The organism is Candidatus Chlamydia sanziniae (genome assembly GCF_001653975.1).
GTDB lineage: Bacteria > Chlamydiota > Chlamydiia > Chlamydiales > Chlamydiaceae > Chlamydia > Chlamydia sanziniae.
Genome location: NZ_CP014639.1, coordinates 760,902 through 783,487, shown reverse-complemented (window position 1 = coordinate 783,487; position 22,586 = coordinate 760,902). Strand labels below are relative to the sequence as shown.

Below are 22,586 nucleotides of genomic sequence, written 5' to 3'. Positions count from 1 at the left end.
TATTGTATTGCTGGCAATACTAAGAATCCTGGAATATCATTTCACGAAAGTCTTTTTGTAAATACCGCATGAAGAGATCCAGGAGAGTATCTGAGCTTAAGTCTAGAACCCAATTCTTCTCTTCAATTTTTAATTGAACACCGCCAACAAAACTGCCAGCAACGATTCCTTTCTTTCGTAATTTTGTTGTTATTGCTTTCCCTAGCAATTCGTTCACTGCGCGTGGGTTCACCTGTTTTCCTATTGACGCCATAAGATTCCCCATGATGCCCTGATTTTCAACAGTTTGAACTAAAGCTGTGATTAATTTCGCAACAACTTCGGGATCCGTAGTGATATGTTCAAGCCATTCTGCTAAAGATTCTTTGAAAATTTTATGCTCCACGGCTTGTTTTAAAGCTTCTAGAGAGCGCTTGCCTGCTTGAGAAAGAGTAGCTTCCCCTTGCTTTATTTTCTGATTCGCTGTTTCTTTTGCAGTTGCAAGGATACTTTTAGCTTGATCTTGAGCTTCCTGTATGATTCTTTTAGCTTGTTCTTTGGCACTTTGCACTACTGCTGAAGCTTCTTCTTCTGCAGGTTTCAAAGTTTCCAAACGCAAGGTATCACAAATGTGTTTAAGTTTATCATCTGCGCTAAGATTTGTCATTACACGACACCACGGACCTTTTGAGAAAACAGAGTTTATCTTAAAAAAAGATTACATTATGATTCAACTAATTCAGTAGTTTATGTCATTACCCCATTTAAATAAAATTAAATAAAAATTTCTATGACACTTCTTGTTCTTCTTACTTTTCTGTTTACTAATATACCTCTAGGGGCTGCACAAGCAAGCCGACAGTCTTCAACTTCTCAGTCTAAGCAACGCCTAACAACATTAAGAAAACATGAACAGACATGTTTTTTTAATAAATCCAAAAATATTCGGCATGAGAACCTGAGAGGTAGATCGCGTAAGCAAACCGAAAAGACATCTACAAAAAAAATCCACCCTATTTCTAATTGGATTTCGTATTCTCATACAGATTATACAATCCGTATTCCCACTTCTTGGCAATGCATCGATGACAAAGTACAACTTCCTGAAAAGTTAGATGTTGTTTTTATTGGTCAGGGAACCGGGAGTCTCACTCCTACTATCAATATTGCTCAGGAAGTCACTTCCAAGCAACTTTCTGAATATATTGAAGAGATTTTAGCTTATCATAAAGCCAATGAACTCACGTTAGAATCTTCGGTATTCACTCAAATCCAATCACCCAGCGGCGAGTTTACTATTATCAAAACGGAAAAAAAATCTTCGTGGGGACGTGTATTTTGTCTTCAAGCTGTAACCATTGTAAATCACAATGCCTATATTGTTACAAGCACAGCAACACTAGATGATTACCCCACGCTCTCTTTTACTTTTTTAAAAACAGTTGCTTCATTTCAGCTTACTAGTAAAGAGTCTTCTTCAGGAAATGTCATTCTTCAAGAAGCCTTAAACGCATTAGAGAATGAGATAAAAGATAATCATTAAGTGAGGACTTGGCTTTCGCTATGTAATATGGTTTTTTTCAAAGCATCAAAAATGAAGCGTATAGCAATTTGTTTACCTTCTAGAGAGAGGTTTAAAACTACGGGAAAACGCGAAAATAACAGTTGGAAAGGGATGTCCACATTATTATCTTGGATAGATACTGAAACTGCAGCATCTCCAAGTATAGAGTTCGCCTCATAGATTCTTTTACACAAGGCTATAAACTGACGGATAGCAGTTCGCATAACTGCATCAAAAGTATAAGCAGAGTCACAAGAGTTACAAATAAGAATATCTTCTAAATTAAAAATAGAAAAGGAAACAGAGCCTTTACAACAGCAAGGGCAAGAAAACACTAATAGCGACGCATTACGGTTCATTTTATCTTTCTTTATTTGCCTTAAGGTTCGCGCTTTCTTACTTCCGAGCTAGACCTCATTTATTAAGCAGATTAGGTACCTTCGGCACCAATCTGCTTAATAAACTCTGTAACTGCAGTTTCAAGAATCTGGGTATCTCCAGCAAATATACGAACCCCTTCGGCAAGCTTTTCTGTCGCCATGGCATCTTCATTCATTAAAAAGCGAAATACACTTTCTGTTAATTCTATAGGCTGCACATCTAATTTTTTAGCTTCTGCAGCATCTAATTTTTTAATCACAGGGTTTTGAGATTTTTTCAATTCTTCTAATATTTTAGGTGATACTGTTAAAAGATCACAACCCGCTAAAGCCAATACTTGTTCTTTCATGCGAAAAGAGGCTGCCATAATTTGAGTAGAAATATTGAATTTTTTATAATAAGCATAAATATTTGCTACTGAAGAAACTCCAGGGTCTGCATCTATAGAATATCCTTCATCTCCATAAGCTGCAATCCACCAGTCATAAATACGACCAACAAAAGGTGAAATTATCGTCGCCTTGACTTCGGCGGCAGCAATTGCTTGAATAAGGTTAAAAACCAAAGTAACATTACAGGCAATGCCTTTTGCTTCTAACAACTCTACAGCTTGGATACCTTCCCATGTCGCAGGAATCTTTATTAATAGGCGTTTTTTGTCTCCCCCCATAGCTTCATAAAGGTCGGTAAAAAAAATGGCGCGTTGTACCATGGCTTCAACATTGAAAGCTAGACGCGCATCGATTTCCAGAGAAATTCGACCAGAAATGTTCTTAAGAATCTCCAAACCAAAATTAATTTGAATCTTATCCAAAATGAAGGTCAGGGTTTGAATATCATCACCGTTTTGACGAATTCCCCAGACAACAGCTTCATTTAATAACTCTTGAAATCGTGGTTCTTGAGCAATTTTGAGGATCAACGAGGGATTTGTAGTGGCATCTTTAGCCCCAGATGCTTTTACTAATTCAGGATCTCCGTTATCGCAAACAATAGTACTCCATTGCTTTAGTTGATCAAATTCGCTAGACATATTACCCTGCTATCACTATTAGCCTACAAGTGAGGTTAACAAAAAAAATGATTACCATCAAGGAGGTTATGGTTATGATTCTAACCTCCAATGTTCAATGTTCTAGTCCATGGCTACTTAACAAGCACATTCAGATTCACTAATGAAGTCAAAAACTAAATCTTCCTGTTCTTTTTCTAAATACTGTTTAATACGTTTATGAGTTTCAAATCCTGTACCTCCAGGAATCATATGCCCCATAATCACATTCTCTTTAAAGCCTAACAGATAGTCTGTCTTACTACTACAGGCAGCGTCTGTCAATACTCGTGTTGTATCTTGGAAGGAAGCTGCAGAGATAAAGGATTCAGTTCCTAGAGAAGCTTTAGTAATTCCAAGCAATACAGGAACAGCTTGCGCAGGTTTCCCTCCGTCTTCCTCAGTACGACGATTCTCTTTATAGAATTCTTTTTTATTTACATCCTCACCAAAGAGTAGTGTTGTATCACCTGGATCTGTAATCCGAACTTTTTGCAACATTTGACGAACAATGATTTCGATATGTTTGTCGTTGATATCCACTCCTTGTAAACGGTAAACCTCTTGAACTTCATTGACAAGATATTTTTGGAGCTCTCGTACACCGCAAATTTCCAAAATTTCGTGAGGAACAACCAAACCATCAGTAAGTTGTTGACCTTTAATTACGTTATCACCACGCTGCACAATCAAATGTTTTGTTAATGGAATCAAGTGTTCTTCCTCCATTCCAGTAAACTCATCGCGGACAACAAGAATACGTTTGTTCTTTTGGACTCCCTTAAAGTCTACAATCCCATCAATTTTTGCGATGTCAGCAGCGTCTTCGGGTTTGCGAGCTTCCACCAATTCAGCAACGCGAGGTAACCCTCCTGTAATATCTTTTGTCTTAATCGCTCCCCGGGGCAATCTAGCCAAAAGCATTCCGGGATCCACTTTTTGACCTTCTTCCACCGAAATAATTGCTCCTGAAGGTATTGCATAAGTTCCAACAAGTTCCGAAAGGTGAATATCATCATAAATAGCAATTTGTGGATGCAGTTCTCCACGATGTTGCTTCACAATAAGTTCGACAAGTCCAGTATTTTTATTCACTACCTTTTCAGTAGAGACTCCTTCAACCAAATCTTCATATTTTACAAACCCTGGTTTATCGCAAATAATAGGAATGTTGTGGAGCTCAACTTCAGCAATTCTTTGTCCTTTACAGACAGGTTCTCCATCAGCTATAAGAATCTTTACACCCAATTCTACGGGGAAAGTTTCTAAACTTTCGATAGATTTTGTATTTAATAATCTTTTATATTCTTCAAGGCTACGTCCTTCATCGCGGACAACATGAAGGGCTCCTTTTTTATTGAGTACAAGACTATTGCCGTCTTTCTCTTGAACAATACGAAGATCCATGTAAACCAAAATCCCCCCACTGTTTGTCACAATTTCTGGCGTTGAGGATGTTGCAGCAATACCACCCAAGTGGAATGTTCTCATTGTTAACTGTGTACCTGGTTCTCCAATAGATTGAGCAGCAATAATTCCTACAGCTTCGCCCATACCGATAAGACGACCATTGGCAAGATTAAGACCATAGCACTTTGCACACACACCACGAGAGCTTTCACAAGTTAACGTTGAACGAATCTTTATTCCTTCAATACCTGCATCATCGATAACCTCTGCTTGTAATGAAGTAAGAACATCTCCAATTTCAGCCAGCAACTTACTTTTATCTCCAGGCTGATAAATATCTTCAGCTACAGTACGGCCATAAATACGATCTTTAAGTGGTAAAAGTTCTTCAGAACCTTGACGAATAGCAGAAATTTCGATGTGATTTAAAGTTCCACAATCTTGTTCAGTAATAATAACATCTTGAGCAACATCTACAAGTCTTCTTGTAAGATATCCAGAGTCTGCAGTTTTCAAAGCAGTATCCGCCAAACCTTTTCGTGCACCGTGAGAAGAAATAGAGTATTCTAACACGGTAAGTCCTTCGCGAAAATTTGAAGTGATTGGCGATTCAATAATAGCACCATTGGGTTTCGCCATTAATCCTCGTAAAGCTCCTAACTGTTTCAACTGAGATTTGTTTCCTCGAGCACCAGAATCAATCATAAGGAATAGGGGATTGTGCTTACTACGTTTTTGTTTACTAATCTCTATATAAAGTGCGTTAGAAAGTTGATCCGAAACTTCTGTCCAAATACTAATCGTTTTTGAATGCCGCTCTCCTTCTGTGATGATTCCGTCATCATATTGTTTTCTAACAATAGCCACTTTATCGTAAGCATCTTGTAAGATTTTACTTTTAATCTCAGGAATTTGCACATCCTTTAATCCCATAGAAATAGCAGCTTTTGTTGCTTGGATGAATCCGAGATCCTTAAGATCATCTAAAAAACATACAGTAGCTTCTAAGCCGACTTTTTTATAGCATTGCAAAATCAACTCGCTAATCCGTTTACTTGGCATGCTGTAATTCTGAAACCCTAATTCTTTGGGAACAATTCTATTAAATAAGACTCTTCCTGGAGTAGTTTCGATAATTTGTCCATCTATGCGAACTTTAATTCTCTCATGAATATGAATACCTCGTCCTGTCTCATCCCGACGAGTTCCACATATTTCATCTACAAATCCACCATTATTTAATGCCCGCAGCACTTCAATGACGTCTTTAAAAATCTTCGTTTTCCCCCCATGTTCTTCAGGGAAGTATGTGGGGTCTGCCATAAGATAATACAATCCTAAAGTCATATCCTTAGAAGGAATCGCTACAGGTTTTCCAGAAGAAGGAAGGAAAATATTATCTGGTGCCATCATTAAAATTTTAGCTTCAAGTTGTGCTTCTATGGAAAGAGGAACGTGCACAGCCATTTGGTCTCCGTCAAAGTCGGCATTAAATGCTGCACACACTAAAGGATGTACTCGAATGGCTTTACCTTCAATAAGTACAGGTTCAAAAGCTTGTATCCCCAAACGATGTAATGTAGGAGCGCGATTTAACAGTACAGGATGTCCTTTAATAATCTCTTCCAGCACATCCCAAACTTCAGGAGCTCCACGTTGAATCATTTTCTTAGCAGAACGGATAGTATAGACACTCCCCTGATCTTTAAGACGCTTAATAATAAAAGGTTCAAATAACTCTAGAGCCATTTCCTTGGGTAACCCGCATTGATTAAATTTCAATTCAGGTCCAACAATAATAACAGAACGTCCGGAGTAATCTACTCGTTTTCCGAGAAGGTTTTGACGAAAACGTCCATTCTTCCCCTTTAACATCTCTGAAAGGGATTTTAATGGACGATTGCCAGCTCCCATGACTGGATGACCGTGACGACCATTATCAAATAGTGCATCCACGGCTTCCTGTAGCATACGTTTTTCATTGCGTACAATGACTTCTGGTGTTTTTAATCGTAAAATTGCTTTCAAACGATTGTTACGATTAATTACACGACGATATAAATCGTTCAAGTCTGAGGTTGCAAAACGTCCGCCATCTAAAGGAACTAGAGGACGAAGATCGGGGGGGACTACAGGAATATTCCTTAATACCATCCATTCAGGGTTATTAGAAGAAGAAACGAAGCCTTCAATAATTTTTAATCGTTTAGCAAGTTTCATTCTTGCTTGTTGGGATTTCGTTTTACGCAAACGTTCTTTTAATTCTTTAAGTAAACTTTGAAGGTCTTCAGACTTTAATAGATCATAAATTGCTTCGCCTCCCATTTTGGCAACAAAAGCATCTTTACTCCACTTTTCTATTACTTCACGATACTGGGCATCATTTAAAAGCTGCTTCTTTGTTAAGTCAGTTTTACCTGGATCAATGACAACGTATTCTTCATAATAGATGACGCGTTCAAGATCCGAAGCAGTCATACCAAGTACATTACCAATTCTTGATGGTGTGGTTTTAAAAAACCAAATATGAACAATAGGAACAGCGAGTTCAATATGAGCCATGCGTTCTCGACGTACTTTTGAAAGAGTAACCTCAACTCCACAACGATCGCAAACAATTCCTTTATGCTTAATCTTTTTATATTTTCCACAGCAACATTCCCAATCTTTGGTAGGACCAAAGATTTTTTCACAGAACAATCCACCTTTTTCTGGTTTAAATGTACGATAATTTATCGTTTCAGGTTTTTTAATTTCTCCACAAGACCACTTATCTCGGATCGCAACATCTGAAGCTATGCCTATTTCTAATTTATCAAACAGCCCCTCTTTGGAAAGGACACCAATGTCTCGAGAATTTTCTCCGAACATTATTTTCTCCAACAAGTATTTTTTTTAAGCGTCTACTACCATAGGACGAACATCAAGTCCTAAACCTTGCATCTCCTTAATTAAGACATTAAAAGATTCAGGAGTTCCTGATCTTAAAAGATTTTCTCCTTTAACAATCGACTCATAGATTCTCGTCCGTCCAGAGACATCATCAGATTTTACTGTAAGAATTTCCTGAAGCATATGGGCCACACCATAAGCCTCTAGAGCCCAAACCTCCATCTCTCCAAACCTTTGTCCACCCATTTGAGCTTTACCTCCAAGAGGCTGCTGTGTAACTAAGGAGTAGGGTCCAATAGATCTTGCGTGAATTTTATCAGCAATTAAGTGACTGAGTTTTAGCATATAAATGTAACCAATAACGACCTTATTATCAAATCGCTCACCCGTTTTACCGTCATAAAGGAAGGACTTGCCATCCTCTGGCAATCCTTGCTCGATCATCATGTCCCAAATACGATTTTCCGGGAATCCTTCAAATACAGGAGTTTTAACGTAAATGCCTGCAGTTTTTGCAGCATAACCAAGATGTGTTTCCAATACTTGTCCTAGGTTCATCCTTGAAGGCACACCTAGAGGATTAAGAATCATCTGTACGGTTTCACCGTTGGCAAGATAAGGCATGTCCGCTTCAGGAACAATCTTGGATACGACGCCTTTATTTCCATGACGCCCTGCCATTTTATCTCCGACTTGAAGTTTTCTCTTAGAAGCAACATAAACTTTTACTTGGCGAATTACACCATGATCTAAATCTGCATCGCCTTCTCGAATATGTTCAACTTCAGTTCTATAGTTTACTTCTAAACGTTGCAGAGTAGTTTCATAACCTGACAATAATCCTTTCAATACATCATACATTTCACAAGGAGGCATGAGAAGATCGACTAAAGCTTCTTGCTCAAGAATTTCTATAGTATCTTGGTCAAAAACAACTCCTTCATGGACTAGGATATCAGCCGTACGACGATGAATAATAGAAGCTGGAGCCTTTTCATTCAGTAAAAGAGCTCCTAATTTTTCACGATATTCCGTTTTTAATACGGCAATTTGGTTTTTATATCCCTTTTGGAGATCTTTAAGGTAAACAGCTTCCTCTACAAGCTCATCATCACTTTTAGACAAGCGGTCTTTTCTACTAAAGACCTTCACATCCATAACTACACCTTCCGTACCAGGAGGAACTGTTAAAGAGGCATCTTTAACATCGGCGGCTTTCTCTCCAAAGATAGCACGCAGCAAGCGCTCTTCAGGAGCTAATTCTGTTTCTGATTTCGGTGTAATTTTACCGACAAGAACATCTCCAGGTTTTACTTCAGCACCAATACGAATAATCCCGTCTTCTCCAAGATTAGCTAATACCTCATCAGATACGTTGGGAATATCACGAGTAATTTCCTCTTTCCCTAATTTTGTATCCCGTGCGGTTAGTTCAAATTCTTCGATATAAATTGAGGTATACGCATCCTTTCGAATTAGTTTTTCGGATATAATGATAGCGTCTTCAAAGTTATATCCATACCAAGGCATAAAGGCAACAAGGACATTTTTACCCAAGGCCAACTCTCCACTGTCTGTCGCAGGTCCATCGGCAATCACGTCGCCTTTTATTATTACATCACCTACTGAGCACAAAGGCTTTTGATTAATACACGTACCAGAATTTGATCTTAAGAATTTTTTTAAAGGATATATACGCTTAATCGTTGGATTATGTTTAGCAGAAACAATAACATTATAACCGTCGACGAAATCTACTATACCATCTTCTTCTGCAACAACAATCGCTCCAGAATCTTTGGCAGCGCGACACTCTAGTCCTGTACCTACAATAGGAGCTTCTGTTTTAAGTAAAGGCACTGCTTGACGTTGCATGTTGGATCCCATTAAAGCACGGTTAGCATCGTCATGCTCTAGGAAAGGAATCAAGCCTGTTACAATAGAGACAAGCTGTTTGGGAGAAACGTCCATATGTGTTACTGTGTTCGTAGGCGCTTCGTAAGCTTCACCACTGTGACGCACCCAACATACAGGTTCAGTAAACATATTGTATTCATCTAAACTTGCAGAAGCTTGAGCAATCACACATTCTTCTTCCACATCGGCTGTCATATACTCGATTTCATCTGTTACAATACCATCTCTGACAATACGGTAGGGCGTTTCAATAAATCCAAACTCATTAATTTTAGCAAAAGCCGACAGAGAAGTAATTAAACCAATATTCGGTCCTTCCGGCGTTTCAATAGGACAGATACGTCCATAGTGACTGGCATGGACATCTCGAACTTCAAACCCTGCACGTTCCCTGTTTAACCCCCCAGGACCTAAAGCAGAAAGACGTCGTTTATGAGTCAGCTCAGCCACAGGATTGGTTTGGTCCATGAATTGTGACAATTGCGAACGCCCAAAGAAATCTTTCAATACACTTGCAAGACCTTTAGCAGAAACAATTTTTCCGGGTGTTAAGGTATCTGAAGAAAAATCAAATAAATTCATTCTTTCCCGAACAATTTTCTCCATTCTTGCAAGACCAGAACGGCATTGATTCTGAATTAGTTCTCCAACAGAACGGACCCGCCGATTTGCAAGATGGTCAATGTCATCTACACCAGCTTTTTCATCTCCCATTTTTAAGCGAATGAGGTATTTTAAAGCGCCAATCACATCTTCTTTTCTCAAGGTAACTTGAGATAGAGCTTCATCATCCATAGCAAAGCCTAACTTACGATTAAGCTTATAACGACCTACACGTCCCAAGTTATAGCGCTTAGGATCAAAGAATAATCTCATAATTGTAGATCGTGCATTTGCTAGAGTTGCAGGTTCTCCTGGACGTAATCGACGATAAAAATCTTTCAACGCGGCTTCATAAGAATCGGTAGGATCTTTAGCTAGCATTTTAATAATAGGGTGATTTTCATCAGCATCAACAGCAATTTTTACTGCAGTAATCCCAGCATCTAACATACGTTTTAACATAGCTGTACTGAGCTTTTCTCCAGCCTTACCGTAAACTAAGGAAGAGGTCTCATCAATGACGTTATCAGCCAAAACCCTTCCCACAAGCAAAGCAAAATCTTTTTCACTTTTAAGAACGTTCTCTTCTATTTTAAAAAATTCTTCAATGATGTCAGCGTCTGAGGAATATCCTAAAGCACGAATGAAGGTCATTGCCAAAATTTTACGACGACGTTTTTTCCTATCAATATGAATATAAATTAAGTCATTGATATCAAAAATGGCCTCGAGCCAACTCCCTCGATAAGGAATGATTCTAAATGAAAAAAGAATATTCCCCTTGGAATGTTTTTCTTGTTCAAAGTTAATGCCTGGGGAACGATGAACCTGTGAAACAACAACGCGTTCTGCGCCGTTAATAATAAAAGTTCCTTTATCAGTCATGATGGGAATGGTTCCCATATAAACTTCTTCTTCTTTAATGCCCGTTTCATCGATTAATCGGAAGCAGACTTTTAAAGTCACACTATAAGTAATTCCCCTCCGAATACATTCTTCTGGAGAATATTTAGGCACACCTAAATTATAAGAAAGATACTCGAGAATCGTGGCTTCATTGTAAGATTTAATAGGAAAAATTTCTCTGAAAACTTCTTCTAAACCAATATTTTCTCTTTCTTCTGCTAACTTGCCAATCTGAAGAAACTGCTTATAAGACTTAATTTGAATTTCGATAAGATTTGGAAGGTCTAGGATATCTTCCTTTTTTTTGACACTGACCCGTTCAGGGCATTTGAACATGCGCGCTCTCCTGCTATTGTGATGCAACAAAACTTCCCTAAACAAGCTCACCTATGCCTGTCTGGGGCGGATTTAATTTTTTAACATGAAAAGAAAAGAAAAACTCTTATATTTTTCTTTTCCATAACACTACAGTCCCTTAGCGGAAGCTTTTGCACCTGCTTCTTGTAATTTTTTGACAGTTTCTTCAGCATCAACTTTAGAAGTTTTCTCTTTGACAACTTTAGGCAAGCCTTCTGTCATTTCTTTAGCTTCTTTTAAAGCCAAGCCTGTGATTTCTCTAATAACTTTTAAAACACCAATTTTTTTATCTGCGGGAACCTCTTCAAGAGTTACTATAAACTCTGTAGGTTCAACAGGAGCAAGAGCTTCTCCACCACCAACGGCACCTGCCACGGCAACCATAGGAGCTGCAGCAGTAACATCCCACTTTTCTTCTAATAATTTTCTTAATTGAGAGAGTTCAAGCACTGTTAGGCCACTCAACTTCTCTACCAAGACTTCCAAACTTTCTATTGTCACTTTTGTCACCCTTACTTGATTTTGAGAACTTTAACTACATTCCTTAATTCTTTTCTGCCTTCTGCTGTACGCAGGAGATAATACCAGAAAGAGCAGAACCCATAATTCCCACAACTTGAGACATAGGCGCAGCAAATAATCCGACGATTTGCTGTCTAAGCTCTTTGAGAGATGGTAGTTTAGCGACAGCTTCCACTTCTTCACCAGAAAGGGAGGCGTTGTCTATTCTTCCAGCAAGAAAAACTAAAGAATTGTTGTGTTGTTTATTAAAATCTAATACCTGTTTTGCTGCTACAATAGGATCTCCATAAGAAAATACAACTCCAAGATGTCCTTCATCACTGTAGCTTATTTCTACACCAGTAGCCTCTAAAGTTTTCAACAAAATCCTTTTCTTCAAAACTTCAAACTCTGCAGAAACTTCGGATAATGAATTACGAAACTCCCGAGAGCAAACTGCTGTCATTCCAAGATATCTTAATAAAATAAAACCCTGAGATGCAGAAATCTTTTCCTTTACCTCTTGAAGAAGCAATACTTTTTCTTCTTTCATTTTCCCTCTATATGATTAAGATGCCATTAATTCCCTAGTATCTATAGAGATTCCAGGTCCCATAGTAGAAGAGATTGTAAATGAAACCAAATACTGACCTTTAGCTGTTGGAGGCTTAGCTTTAATAAGAGCTGCACTTAACGCCTCAATATTTTCTTTAATTTGAGAACCATCAAAAGATAATTTGCCTACACCCACATTACATACGCCAGCACGATCTGCTTTAAATTCAATTCTTCCTTTGCGTAGCTCTCCTATACTTTTGGAAACATCTGTGGTTACGGTGCCTGTTTTAGGAGTAGGCATAAGATTTCTGGGCCCTAAAACCTTTCCTAACTTCCCCACCTCACGCATCATATCAGGCGTGGCAACGGCAACATCAAATTCTAACCACCCAGTTTTGATCTTATCAATAAGATCATCACTACCGACAAAATCAGCACCAGCGTCAATAGCCTCCTTAGCCTTATTTCCAGCAGCAAAAACTAAAATCTTTAAAATTTTTCCCGTTCCATTAGGCAAAAAAACAGCCCCACGGATTTGCTGATCACTCTTTTTAGGGTCTATACCTAATTTAATGGAAACATCTACCGTTTGGTCAAAGCGCACTGCAGGACACTGTTTTAAAATATCTATACCTTCTTGCAAAGAATATGGCTTTGAAAAATCATAACCTTTTAAGATGCTTCGTATACGTTTTCCGTGTTTTGTCATAATTATGTAGCTCTATAAATAACAAGTTATTCTACGTCTATACCCATGCTACGGGCAGTACCTTCCACCATCCGCTTGGCAGATTCTAAAAGAATGACATCCATATCTTTCATTTTTTGTTCAGCAATAATTGCAATCTGAGTCTGAGTTAATTTTCCTACTTTAGTGCGATTAGGAATTTTAGAACCGGACTCCAAATTTAGGGTCTTTTTAATCAAAGAAGAAACTGGAGGCTGCTTCGTTATAAAAGTAAAAGTTTTATCTGAATATACAGTAATTACTACAGGCAGTAAATCTCCTGGCTTATCTTGAGTTGCAGCATTAAATTCCTTACAGAATCCCATAATATTTACTCCAGCAGCACCTAAAGCAGGTCCGATGGGTGGAGCAGGATTTGCTTTACCTCCGAGGATTTGCAATTTAATTATTTTCACTACCTTTTTATTCGACATACTAGACCTTATTTTGTATTCAAGGACCTCGGCAAGCAGAGGGCAAAAAAACTAAAATTATAAGAAGATAGAGAATAAGAATACACAGATTTTATTCTACTATTCACTTTCCTGTCCCAGAGCTACTTCTTCCACCTGCCAGAATTCTAAATCATCTACACGAGTTTCTCGCCCAAAAATCGAAACCATAACACTTAAACGACCTTTATCATGAAAGACCTCGGAAACCACCCCAATGAAGTTGACAAACACTCCATCATTAATCTTAACCCGAGAACCCACTTCAAATTGATGCTTCTGAACAATACCGGATTTTTTTTCTTCTATATCTGTGAGAATACTTTTTACTTCATCTTCAGAAAGCGCTACAGGAACACCTCCGCCTAAAAATTCGACAACACCTGGAGTACTCTTTACATAGAGCCATGATTCATCGGTAAGATGCATCTTAATAAGCAGGTATCCTGGCCAAATATATTTTTCGACAATTTTATGTTCACCCTTTTTAACTTCCATAACGTTTTCGATTGGCAAGATAATTTCTTGTATAAAATCAATCATTCCGGAGGATTCTTTGAAATCTTCCAAAGCTTTTTTTACTTTTTTCTCTTGAGCCGTGAAGACTTGAACGACATACCATTTAAACATGCAACTAACCGAACAAAAAGCTTATGATACTACCCAAAAATGTGAGCAACTTACGAAACACTAAATCTATGCAATAGATGGCAAATCCGAATCCAAAAATACTGATAATAATGATTTTAACATATTTTCTAAGGTCTCGCCTATTCACCCATTCAATTTTTTTTATTTCATCTAAAAAACCACCTGCAGACTTTGCTTGTTTTTTAGCTGCAGCGAGTTTATGAGATAAAGCCTCGCGATGATTTTGCTGTTTCATAAACTGACTTCTAGATCAAAGTTAAATACCCACGGGTGCGAAGGGAGTCGAACCCCCGACCGGCGGCTTTGGAGGCCACTGCTCTACCAGCTAAGCTACACACCCAGAAAGCACAATACAATGCTGTATTGCGCATTATTTTCACTTAATTTCTTTAAGCAATAATCTTTGAAATCGTTCCAGCCCCAATAGTACGACCACCTTCACGAATAGCAAATCTCATTCCTTCCTCTAGAGCAACGGGACAGATAAGTTCAATATTTAACTCGACGTTATCTCCAGGCATAACCATTTCCACATTCTCAGGGAGAGTAACCACGCCTGTCACATCAGTGGTGCGGAAAAAAAATTGCGGCCTATACCCACTAAAGAATGGCTTATGACGCCCGCCTTCTTCTTTTTGCAATACATAAACAGCAGATTTAAATTTAGTATGAGGTTTTACGCTATTAGGTTGGCAAATAACCATACCTCTTTCTACATCATTCTTGCCAATACCTCGAAGAAGTAGGCCTACATTTTCTCCTGCGCGACCTTCTGGGAGTTCTTTTCTGAACATTTCTACGCCAGTTACGATAGTTTCCTTTGTATCTCCCAACCCAACAATTTGAACTTTATCAGAGACTTTAACAATCCCACGCTCAATTCTTCCTGTCACTACTGTACCACGACCAGATATTGAAAATACGTCTTCAATGGGCATAAGAAAAGGCTTATCAACTTCTCTTTCTGGGGTAGGAATATTGTCATCTACCGCTTGCATCAATTCACGTACTTTCTCGATATAGGAGATATCTCCTTCCAAAGCTTTCAATGCAGAGCCTCGAATGATAGGACATCCTTTATATCCTTTCTCGTCGAGAAGTTCACTTAATTCCATTTCCACTAGATCAACGAGTTCTGCATCTTCTTGAGAAATCATATCTACCTTGTTGAGAAATACAACAATATAAGGCACGCCTACTTGCCTAGCTAAAAGAATGTGTTCTTTGGTTTGAGGCATAGCACCATCGGTGGCAGAAACAACAAGAATAGCTCCATCCATTTGTGCTGCTCCTGTAATCATATTCTTGACATAGTCAGCATGGCCAGGACAATCTACGTGAGCATAATGACGATTTGGAGTTTCGTATTCAACGTGAGAAGCATTAATTGTAATCCCTCTAGCTTTTTCTTCAGGAGTATTGTCAATCGAACTGTAATCGCGAAAATCGGCTAGCCCATCCCCTGACAACGCACGTGTAATTGCTGCTGTTAGTGTGGTTTTCCCGTGGTCAACGTGCCCGATAGTACCAATGTTGATATGGGGCTTATTACGTTGAAAAGTTTCTTTCGACATCTCTGAATCCTCTTTAAAAAAAATTATTTATTACTCCAACTATTCCTTTCTGCCCAGAATAGGAATTGAACCTATGACCACTTGCTTACCATGCAAGTGCTCTACCACTGAGCTACCTGGGCCTACTTATTTCCACGATTTTCATGGCTCAGAAACTTGCCTAGTCTATGTCACTTATTTTAAAACATCAATAGAAAACAATTAACGATGCCTATAGACAACTCTTGCTTTTGTTAAATCATAAGCGGACATTTCCACAGTTACACGGTCTCCGACAAGTAAACGGATATTACTCATACGCATTTTGCCACAGAGATGCGCAGTTACTGGCATACCGTTTTCTAATAGAACACGGAAATGCATTCCTGGGAGAAGTTCTTCCACCTTACCCTCGAGAACAAGAGTATCTTCTTTTTTTGCCATGTATCAAACTATTCTTCAAAAAATTTCAGGTTAAGGTCATTGCAATGAAGTTGTCCTTAAATATAGATCTAGCCCCACATTTAGAAGAGCAGGCTCCCATTTAGCCTATTCTATAAACGCGACAGGATTATATTGGTTATTTAGAAAAAGTCAAATCTCTTTCACAACAGAGCGAAGATAGTAATAAATTTTTGAATACTTTCCCCTTGCCTACTGACAAAACAAAAAACCAGTATTTACAAAGAAAAACAAGTTATTTTACTATAAAAGTCTTTTATTGCTTTATTTTTTAATAATAATGTCTTCTCCAATATCCTCTAGAGGAAGCTCATCTTCTTTAGTATCACTTTGTGATTTAAATACTACTACTTCCCCGATTTCTCCATCGCAGGCAGATTCTTCGCAGCCGAATTTAGAAGAAGTAAGTATTGTCTTATTTTCACCCCTACCAGTTCAGCCGGCAATTTCGACTTTACCGGCGTTAGGCCTCCTACCTAAAATTTCCTATACTCCGTCTAAACATGTTATTTGGATGCATGTACGTTCGGTTTTAGAAAAAATTAGCAGATTTTTAAGGGATAATTGGAAGTATATACTTTTTTATATTTTAGCTTGGGCATTAATTTTAATCTGTCACCATGCTGTAGCAATGACTTTGACTATTTGGCTAGGTATTGGCCTAGGTATTGGCGTTATTGTAGGTATTATTACTTCGAATTTTCTCGATAAGGAGAATAAGTATAAAGATTATAATAGCCTATGGAATTGGATACATTATGGGATCCAGCAGCTGGATCCGCATGGGACGCGGCAAATTCTTTTAGCTACAATTATTTCATCTATTTCTGCACTAATTTATGCCATCCCTCAAGCTGTAGGTTGTGTTATAGGTTTTTGCATAGGCAATCAGATCAGTATTAAGGCAACCTACCAATTACGTTTTGGGGAAGAAGCGACTTATACTCTTGATAAAAAGGCTCATGAAAACCAAATAGCAAGTATCCAGAGCGCAATTAATGGGTATCAGCTTTTAAAACACCAAATGATCATGCAAAAGCAAATTCAGATACTTCTAGAAGTTAATCAGTCTGCTAATCAAAATGCAGTATTATCACAAACAATGGATTCTTTAAAGCTAGAAACAAGTTGGCCGCTTCCCTACACAGTTGATATTGCAGGGCTAGGGAGATCACAAACTTGGTTATCAGAAAATCCAAATACAGTGATTGAAAAAGCGAACCAGTGTATTCAGACATTATCGCAAACCCTAGTACATTTAAAGCAAGAGCCTGATAGAGTCATCGAGGAGTAAATTTGGAACCTATTTGTCCTCTTCAGCATGCCCGATGTCTTGAAAAGCAACGTATGGTAATTCGGAAACTTTTTTCCGAACCCTTTTATAAGGATGCTCTATATCTAGGATTGATGGGGTATAACATTGAATCTCATTCGTTTGACAAACAGCAGATCCGTAAAGAGAACTTAGTTTTGGGTTGTCAAAGCAATCTTTATTTATATGAGGTTTATCAGGAAGGGCGTTTATTTTTTTTCACCTATACTGAAGCTTTGATATCTGGAGGGATTGCGAGTATATTTACTGAAGTTTATTCAGGAGAAACTCCTACGACAATTTTGACATGTAAGCCGGTGTTTTTTGAACGACTGCGTGAGTATTTATCTTTTGGCCGAGTGAACGGTGGTGAATCTTTATATATGAAGATGAAACAGATTTCTGTACGCTATTTAAAAGATTGCTCATAATTAAAACATGGTTATCACTTGCTTTACTCGGAAGATTTGTGTTAGCATAGTTTTCTTTAATTTGGGGCAGTAGCTCAGTGGTTAGAGCTGCGGACTCATAACCCGTAGGTCCCTGGTTCAAATCCAGGCTGCCCCATTTATTATTTTTAAAAAGCAAGCGAGTCATTATCTAAAGTTAAAGTTTACCAAGGGAGCTGAGTTTCTTTAATTGAGTTAGATCCAAGTTTTTGGAAAAATTTTCTATCCCAACTATAGATTTCTTTTATTAAAATCACCCTAAAAATAGCCTAGTAATATTATGTGCTATCACAATATTCTTATAATAAACGTAACTTGTTTTAAGAATAATTACTTAACTACTCTGAGGTATTTTGGAATGTGCTATATTGCGAAAAGATAACGCTATAGACTTATCCTAAAAATAATCTCGTTCTCTTTATTAGATAGGCGATTTCTTCTTCTGTATAAGCAATATCTTATTTAATCCCGATATCAATGTTGTAGTCAAATCGCTAGAAGCACAAGAATATGTCTAATGACAAAAAGGTTCTGAGGACTGTCTTTAAGGGGCATTCGTGTTACACTACTTCCCATTATAGAGAATATTGTTAAAAAATAGCTCGATGTCATTACATGAAAGCTTCATGATTTTCTGTAACACTGAAATACAAGGAAAAACAATGAAGTTTTTGCTTTGCTTATGTTTTTTGAGTTCTTATTTATTAATTTTTACAAATGAAATTCCTATACAAGATGATCATTGGGACGGTCAACATTATTTGAATAACTCTGATTTACAATGTCAATGGGCGATTTCGTATATTCAAAAATTTCAGTTGAGTGGTTATGAAAAAATTTTAGATATTGGATGTGGTGATGGACGTATTACAGCTAAAATAGCACAAGCAGTACCTTATGGTTTTGTCTTTGGAGTAGATACTTCGGACTCTATGTTACAAGTTGCTCAAAATCTAAAGAATAAAATTCGTTTAAATAACTTAGACTTTATTAAGCGTGATGCTATGAATTTAGGTTTTGAAAGTGAATTTGATTTTATCGTATCATTTAGCTGCTTTCATTGGGTTTGTGACCATTTTGTCGCGCTGCAAGAAATAGAAAAAGCCTTAAAACCTGGCGGTAAGGTGTTTCTATATTTTGCACCTGATTATGGGTATGATCGTTTTGATTTTGCGATAAATACCGTAGTTGCTTCATCAAAATGGGCGAATTATTTTGTTAATTTTTCAAATCCACTTTCTCTTGTCACTCCTGCTAAATTCGCGACCTATGTTGAAGAAACAGGTTTACTTCTTCAACGATTAGAGATTATTACTGTGGATGAGACTTTTCCAACTCAGGTAGCTTTTGCAACATGGATTACAGGTTGGTTGTGGTATTTACAACAACTACCTAAAGAATTGCATCAAGAATTTTTAGACGACATCATCGCCTGTTATTTAAAATATCACCCTATAGATACTGACAACAAACTGCATTTTATTGACTACTGGATCGAAGTTGAATTACTTAAATATGCTTCAAATGCTCATCATTAAATTGTATGGTACAGGTACAATTTGAATTCATAATCTTCCTACTCCAATTTATTCTTATACTCGTTATATTGAAACATGAAACACACGCCTGTGTTCTTTTTTGTGTCTACTACAAAGTAGAAACAGTAAATCCACTACTTCAATCTTTGTTTGAACAAGATAAACGAAATACTAATTTGCAACAATAACCCTCGTGTTCAATCTTGTAAATAGAATGAACTGTCTAGATTGCCTTATGGCTTTATAAAAATTCGTTTCAAAGAAGGCTTAGGATTTTTACAGAATAAGGGATTTTTTATAGGATTGTAAAGTTCCATGAATAAATTTTTCTAGACAAAAATCTTGTGTATAATCACCCTGGCGGGTGCTAATATCTATTTAGATGAAAGATTCATATTTTCTCTACCTGAAAATAAAGTCTAAGATAGGAATAGCAAAGCAAGGATTCGACTACATAATGTAAGTTGATGAACTTTTTGTCCCTGCAAGTCATTTGCAGTTGATTCTGGTGGCATCTTTATTGACAACTTTGAGTCCACCATGAACCAAGTTTTTTATCTTTTTAAAAACCGAGAATGTACGATGCTAATACATAAGATTTTATTTTTACTTTTGTACGGATTTACTTATCAAACGGCTTTATGTTCTGTAGAACAAGTAGACCTAGTGCAGTTACTACAAATTAACATACCTTTTGCTGCTTCTCCACAACCAGGTCATCAGCTTTATCATTTTGCGTCGGGAGATAAACCCTATGAGAATAGTGAAACAGCTAAAATTTTTGTAAAACAATATCTATCGAATGCTGTACCCCTGCTTTCGGATGTAGAGGTATTGAGATATGGTTCTGACAGCGTGGAATTAAAAGGACTGTATATTGATCTTGGGGTGTGTACTGGGAGGAGTGCCAATTTTCTTGCGGCATTAAATCCTCATCAGACGATCTTTGGATTTGATTCTTTTGAGGGGTTACCCGAGCCTTGGGTGAGAAAAGATAAAACTTTTATTGCAGGTACTTTTGCCTTTGGAAATCCAAATCTTCTTCCCCCTGTTTTACATAACGTAAAACTCATTAAAGGATGGTTTAAAGATACTTTAATAAATTTTGCACAAACTGTGGATCCAAAAGAAAAAGTTGCTTTTTTACATATTGATTGTGAGTTGTATTCGTCATCAGTAACGGCTTTTGAAGCTTTTGGTTCTAGAATATGTCCAGGAACTATTATTGTTTTTGATGAGTTTTATAACTTTCCAGGTTATGAAAGCCATGAATTTAAGGCATTTCAAGAGTTTTTAAATAAGACAGGTTTAGGGGCTCAATATTTGGCTTATAATGCCAACCATGAGCAAGTCGCCATAAAAATCATTGAGAAATCTTGGGATAAGCGGTTAAAAGTCTGTCCTTATTGCCTTACTGAGGGTAAATAAACTATGATTTTTCCCAATGTTTCTAAAAAACAATTATTTTTAGCGGCGATGATAACGGTAGTATTGACGTACTAACCTTATAAGAAACATAACATTTATACAGAAAACTATCAGGTACAACATGCTGTTTAAGGTTTGTCCGAAAAAAAGAGCCTGGCTTCCTTGTATATTTGATGATGTGCGTGTAAGGTTTCCTTCAGGGTAGATAGAAGAATTCGTGCTATTATTTAAATGTATTATTGATTGGGGAATTTGTATAACTACTTGGTTAAAAATTATAATTAGTGCAGGTAGAAAAATTCCCCCGTATAGAGTATCGAATAGATTTATTGCTGATTCTCGAGTATTTGTCTGATCTATTCGAACTAATCCAGAACGTAAGGTTCCCTCTTCACTTAAAAAACGATAAAAAAACCTTTGAATACGGCCACGAAGACATGGATAAAAGTTTCGTACGCATTCTACATGTACTACACTTCCATTAATAACTGCGCCTATAATAAACATTGTACTGTATAGGGACGAGGGGGTCACAGTCCAGATTCCAAGTAATCTTCGTATTAGATTCATATGATCAAATAGAGGAGTCACAATAGTCAGAGGATATGCCCCTAAAGCAAACAATCTTGGAAGACGTAGTAGTCTTCGACAATTTGGATGATTTGTAAAGAGAAGGAAAAAGTAACGTATTGTAAGAGCTGTGTATCCTGTGATAACAACGTAGCACATTGTCAAATCAAAGCCTTCAGCTAAAAACGTTAGTAGGCATTCTTGAACTACAGAAGAAACTTTAGTCAAAGAAAAAAGCATTGTTAGCATTACCTCATTACAAGTTTGTGGACGGGGATTAAATTCAGCTATTGTCTCTATTCCCATATCTATTGTCCCTAGCCAAGAGGTAAGCTGATCCATTACGGGTGAACGAGGATTGACGATAAGTGCGACTCTTCTTTCATCCAGTTGTGGTTGTGATTCTTCTCCTTCCGATCTACCACTACTACCCAGCACTCTCTCTCCATATCTTAGTGCCCAAGCAAATGAAGGACAGCGCAGACTGGGCGAGTATAATCCTTCTGATCCATCTGAATAAGGCAGAGTAGTTGTCCGAGTTTCTTGTATGTTAGTCCAATCTCCAGTAACACGATAATGATGTGCTCGATGAGGGACTGGGATGGTAATGCTAGGGCTAATTCCAACAACACAAATGTGTGAGGAATGAGGAGAAACCTCTAAAGCAACTCGAACGTAAATACCCCCATTACCGTAAAAGAAGACAAGATGTTCTCTTCCTGCGTTTTGGGGATGTTCGAAAAATTGGTTCCAAACCTCCAGAAGACTTTGACAGAGGGGGTGTTCCAGAGGAGGAGTGGTACGGCACCGTGTCCCAAAACACCAAAAACCAAGACCATCACCATTATTATAGAGGAGTCTTACAGGATCTCCTCCACGCGTAGTGCTTATATGCATTGCTTCGTTAGTAGCTTCAAAACATGTTTGCATAGATCCATTAATATATGTGATTCCAACGTGGTAATCCATAGGATCTTGTTGAGAAGGATCTGCTACACATATAGCCTCGTATACTTCTGGTACTGTTAACGGTTGGTGGTGGGAGCCTTCTTCTACAAGTGTGATAATGTTTTGAGTTGTACAAAGAGTTCCTTGAGTTCCTTCTGTAGATATAGAGGAATCGGATATATCCGAGTCAGATGTGCTAGATCTGGGGGGGGGGGGGGCAGTTAAAATTGCCATTTCTATGAGATCCCCACCAGTTGAGGATCCTGAATAAGTAGACGAAGGTACTGACATGAATATTCCTTAAATATGTACCGAATAAAGAAATTTAGAAAATAAAAAACAGTAAAAAAAATCTTTACTGTTTTTAAAACATCGTT

The 22,586-nt window shown here is 37.7% G+C and carries 19 protein-coding genes and 3 tRNA genes; 6 read left to right on the top strand and 16 right to left on the bottom strand.

Annotated features, from left to right (window positions below; genetic code table 11):
* Nucleotides 1-19: 19 nt before the first annotated feature.
* Nucleotides 20-646 carry a V-type ATP synthase subunit E gene (locus Cs308_RS03395; protein WP_066482564.1) on the bottom strand — a complete coding sequence of 209 codons (627 nt, stop codon included), beginning with the start codon at nt 644-646 and terminating at the stop codon, nt 20-22.
* 123 nt (nt 647-769) lie between these two features.
* Between Cs308_RS03395 and Cs308_RS03390 the strand changes: the two genes are divergently transcribed.
* Complete coding sequence (locus Cs308_RS03390; RefSeq protein ID WP_066482560.1) at nt 770-1,522, top strand: hypothetical protein; 753 nt, start codon at nt 770-772, stop codon at nt 1,520-1,522.
* On the opposite strand, the gene Cs308_RS03385 is transcribed toward Cs308_RS03390, so the two are convergent.
* From Cs308_RS03385 to infA, 14 genes are all read right to left on the bottom strand, one after another.
* The gene (locus Cs308_RS03385; protein ID WP_066482558.1) at nt 1,519-1,902 is read right to left on the bottom strand and encodes a ferredoxin; all 384 of its coding nucleotides are present in this window, start codon (nt 1,900-1,902) and stop codon (nt 1,519-1,521) included. The genes Cs308_RS03390 and Cs308_RS03385 overlap by 4 nt on opposite strands.
* A 71-nt stretch (nt 1,903-1,973) precedes the next feature.
* Nucleotides 1,974-2,957 carry a transaldolase gene (gene tal, locus Cs308_RS03380; RefSeq protein WP_066482556.1) on the bottom strand — a complete coding sequence of 328 codons (984 nt, stop codon included), beginning with the start codon at nt 2,955-2,957 and terminating at the stop codon, nt 1,974-1,976.
* A 117-nt stretch (nt 2,958-3,074) separates the two neighbouring features.
* The gene (gene rpoC, locus Cs308_RS03375; protein WP_066482554.1) at nt 3,075-7,256 is read right to left on the bottom strand and encodes a DNA-directed RNA polymerase subunit beta'; all 4,182 of its coding nucleotides are present in this window, start codon (nt 7,254-7,256) and stop codon (nt 3,075-3,077) included.
* Nucleotides 7,257-7,280: 24 nt separating this feature from the next.
* On the bottom strand, nt 7,281-11,039 hold the full coding sequence (gene rpoB / locus Cs308_RS03370; protein WP_066482553.1) for a DNA-directed RNA polymerase subunit beta: 3,759 nt from the start codon (nt 11,037-11,039) through the stop codon (nt 7,281-7,283).
* Between the two features lie 129 nt (nt 11,040-11,168).
* A complete protein-coding gene (gene rplL / locus Cs308_RS03365; protein ID WP_066483429.1) occupies nt 11,169-11,561 on the bottom strand; it encodes a 50S ribosomal protein L7/L12 in 393 nt (130 codons plus the stop codon).
* A 43-nt stretch (nt 11,562-11,604) separates the two neighbouring features.
* A complete protein-coding gene (gene rplJ / locus Cs308_RS03360) occupies nt 11,605-12,114 on the bottom strand; it encodes a 50S ribosomal protein L10 (RefSeq protein ID WP_066482548.1) in 510 nt (169 codons plus the stop codon).
* A gap of 15 nt (nt 12,115-12,129) precedes the next feature.
* Complete coding sequence (rplA, locus tag Cs308_RS03355) at nt 12,130-12,828, bottom strand: 50S ribosomal protein L1 (protein ID WP_066482546.1); 699 nt, start codon at nt 12,826-12,828, stop codon at nt 12,130-12,132.
* A 26-nt stretch (nt 12,829-12,854) separates the two neighbouring features.
* Entirely contained in the window at nt 12,855-13,280 is a 426-nt protein-coding gene (gene rplK, locus Cs308_RS03350) for a 50S ribosomal protein L11 (RefSeq protein WP_066482544.1), read from the bottom strand.
* A 99-nt stretch (nt 13,281-13,379) separates the two neighbouring features.
* Nucleotides 13,380-13,928, bottom strand: a complete 549-nt coding sequence (gene nusG / locus Cs308_RS03345; RefSeq protein ID WP_066482542.1) for a transcription termination/antitermination protein NusG — start codon at nt 13,926-13,928, stop codon at nt 13,380-13,382.
* A gap of 4 nt (nt 13,929-13,932) precedes the next feature.
* Nucleotides 13,933-14,184 (bottom strand): preprotein translocase subunit SecE, encoded by a 252-nt coding sequence (secE, locus tag Cs308_RS03340; protein WP_066482534.1) that lies wholly within the window; start codon nt 14,182-14,184, stop codon nt 13,933-13,935.
* 32 nt (nt 14,185-14,216) lie between these two features.
* A tRNA-Trp gene (locus Cs308_RS03335) sits at nt 14,217-14,289 on the bottom strand.
* Nucleotides 14,290-14,338: 49 nt separating this feature from the next.
* Complete coding sequence (gene tuf, locus Cs308_RS03330; RefSeq protein WP_066482532.1) at nt 14,339-15,523, bottom strand: elongation factor Tu; 1,185 nt, start codon at nt 15,521-15,523, stop codon at nt 14,339-14,341.
* Nucleotides 15,524-15,573: 50 nt separating this feature from the next.
* Nucleotides 15,574-15,645: transfer RNA gene (locus tag Cs308_RS03325), tRNA-Thr, on the bottom strand.
* A gap of 79 nt (nt 15,646-15,724) precedes the next feature.
* The gene (gene infA / locus Cs308_RS03320; protein ID WP_066482530.1) at nt 15,725-15,946 is read right to left on the bottom strand and encodes a translation initiation factor IF-1; all 222 of its coding nucleotides are present in this window, start codon (nt 15,944-15,946) and stop codon (nt 15,725-15,727) included.
* A gap of 298 nt (nt 15,947-16,244) precedes the next feature.
* Here infA and Cs308_RS03315 point away from each other — a divergent pair, with 298 nt between their 5' ends.
* The 5 genes from Cs308_RS03315 to Cs308_RS03295 all read left to right on the top strand — a co-directional run bounded on the left by Cs308_RS03315 (nt 16,245) and on the right by Cs308_RS03295 (nt 20,691).
* Nucleotides 16,245-17,258, top strand: a complete 1,014-nt coding sequence (locus tag Cs308_RS03315) for a hypothetical protein (protein ID WP_066482529.1) — start codon at nt 16,245-16,247, stop codon at nt 17,256-17,258.
* Between the two features lie 53 nt (nt 17,259-17,311).
* Nucleotides 17,312-17,707, top strand: a complete 396-nt coding sequence (locus Cs308_RS03310) for a SufE family protein (protein WP_420834798.1) — start codon at nt 17,312-17,314, stop codon at nt 17,705-17,707.
* A gap of 63 nt (nt 17,708-17,770) precedes the next feature.
* Nucleotides 17,771-17,843: transfer RNA gene (locus Cs308_RS03305), tRNA-Ile, on the top strand.
* Between the two features lie 508 nt (nt 17,844-18,351).
* Nucleotides 18,352-19,263, top strand: a complete 912-nt coding sequence (locus Cs308_RS03300; protein ID WP_197481283.1) for a class I SAM-dependent methyltransferase — start codon at nt 18,352-18,354, stop codon at nt 19,261-19,263.
* Nucleotides 19,264-19,845: 582 nt separating this feature from the next.
* Nucleotides 19,846-20,691 (top strand): TylF/MycF/NovP-related O-methyltransferase, encoded by an 846-nt coding sequence (locus Cs308_RS03295; protein WP_066482525.1) that lies wholly within the window; start codon nt 19,846-19,848, stop codon nt 20,689-20,691.
* A gap of 39 nt (nt 20,692-20,730) precedes the next feature.
* Here Cs308_RS03295 and Cs308_RS03290 read toward each other — a convergent pair whose 3' ends face one another.
* On the bottom strand, nt 20,731-22,500 hold the full coding sequence (locus Cs308_RS03290) for a DUF687 family protein (protein ID WP_066482523.1): 1,770 nt from the start codon (nt 22,498-22,500) through the stop codon (nt 20,731-20,733).
* Between the last annotated feature and the right edge of the window lie 86 nt (nt 22,501-22,586).

Excerpts from the sequence above, each read along its gene's own strand:
- Cs308_RS03315 (WP_066482529.1), top strand. The coding sequence starts at position 16,245 with ATGTCTTCTCCAATATCCTCTAGAGGAAGCTCATCTTCTTTAGTATCA.
- Cs308_RS03390 (WP_066482560.1), top strand. The coding sequence starts at position 770 with ATGACACTTCTTGTTCTTCTTACTTTTCTGTTTACTAATATACCTCTA.
- rpoB (WP_066482553.1), bottom strand. The coding sequence starts at position 11,039 with ATGTTCAAATGCCCTGAACGGGTCAGTGTCAAAAAAAAGGAAGATATC.
- secE (WP_066482534.1), bottom strand. The coding sequence starts at position 14,184 with ATGAAACAGCAAAATCATCGCGAGGCTTTATCTCATAAACTCGCTGCA.
- Cs308_RS03295 (WP_066482525.1), top strand. The coding sequence starts at position 19,846 with ATGCTAATACATAAGATTTTATTTTTACTTTTGTACGGATTTACTTAT.
- Cs308_RS03310 (WP_420834798.1), top strand. The coding sequence starts at position 17,312 with ATGGTAATTCGGAAACTTTTTTCCGAACCCTTTTATAAGGATGCTCTA.
- Cs308_RS03385 (WP_066482558.1), bottom strand. The coding sequence starts at position 1,902 with ATGAACCGTAATGCGTCGCTATTAGTGTTTTCTTGCCCTTGCTGTTGT.
- infA (WP_066482530.1), bottom strand. The coding sequence starts at position 15,946 with ATGGCAAAAAAAGAAGATACTCTTGTTCTCGAGGGTAAGGTGGAAGAA.
- Cs308_RS03290 (WP_066482523.1), bottom strand. The coding sequence starts at position 22,500 with ATGTCAGTACCTTCGTCTACTTATTCAGGATCCTCAACTGGTGGGGAT.
- Cs308_RS03300 (WP_197481283.1), top strand. The coding sequence starts at position 18,352 with ATGATTTTCTGTAACACTGAAATACAAGGAAAAACAATGAAGTTTTTG.
- Cs308_RS03395 (WP_066482564.1), bottom strand. The coding sequence starts at position 646 with ATGACAAATCTTAGCGCAGATGATAAACTTAAACACATTTGTGATACC.
- rpoC (WP_066482554.1), bottom strand. The coding sequence starts at position 7,256 with ATGTTCGGAGAAAATTCTCGAGACATTGGTGTCCTTTCCAAAGAGGGG.
- rplA (WP_066482546.1), bottom strand. The coding sequence starts at position 12,828 with ATGACAAAACACGGAAAACGTATACGAAGCATCTTAAAAGGTTATGAT.
- tuf (WP_066482532.1), bottom strand. The coding sequence starts at position 15,523 with ATGTCGAAAGAAACTTTTCAACGTAATAAGCCCCATATCAACATTGGT.
- nusG (WP_066482542.1), bottom strand. The coding sequence starts at position 13,928 with ATGTTTAAATGGTATGTCGTTCAAGTCTTCACGGCTCAAGAGAAAAAA.
- rplK (WP_066482544.1), bottom strand. The coding sequence starts at position 13,280 with ATGTCGAATAAAAAGGTAGTGAAAATAATTAAATTGCAAATCCTCGGA.
- tal (WP_066482556.1), bottom strand. The coding sequence starts at position 2,957 with ATGTCTAGCGAATTTGATCAACTAAAGCAATGGAGTACTATTGTTTGC.
- rplJ (WP_066482548.1), bottom strand. The coding sequence starts at position 12,114 with ATGAAAGAAGAAAAAGTATTGCTTCTTCAAGAGGTAAAGGAAAAGATT.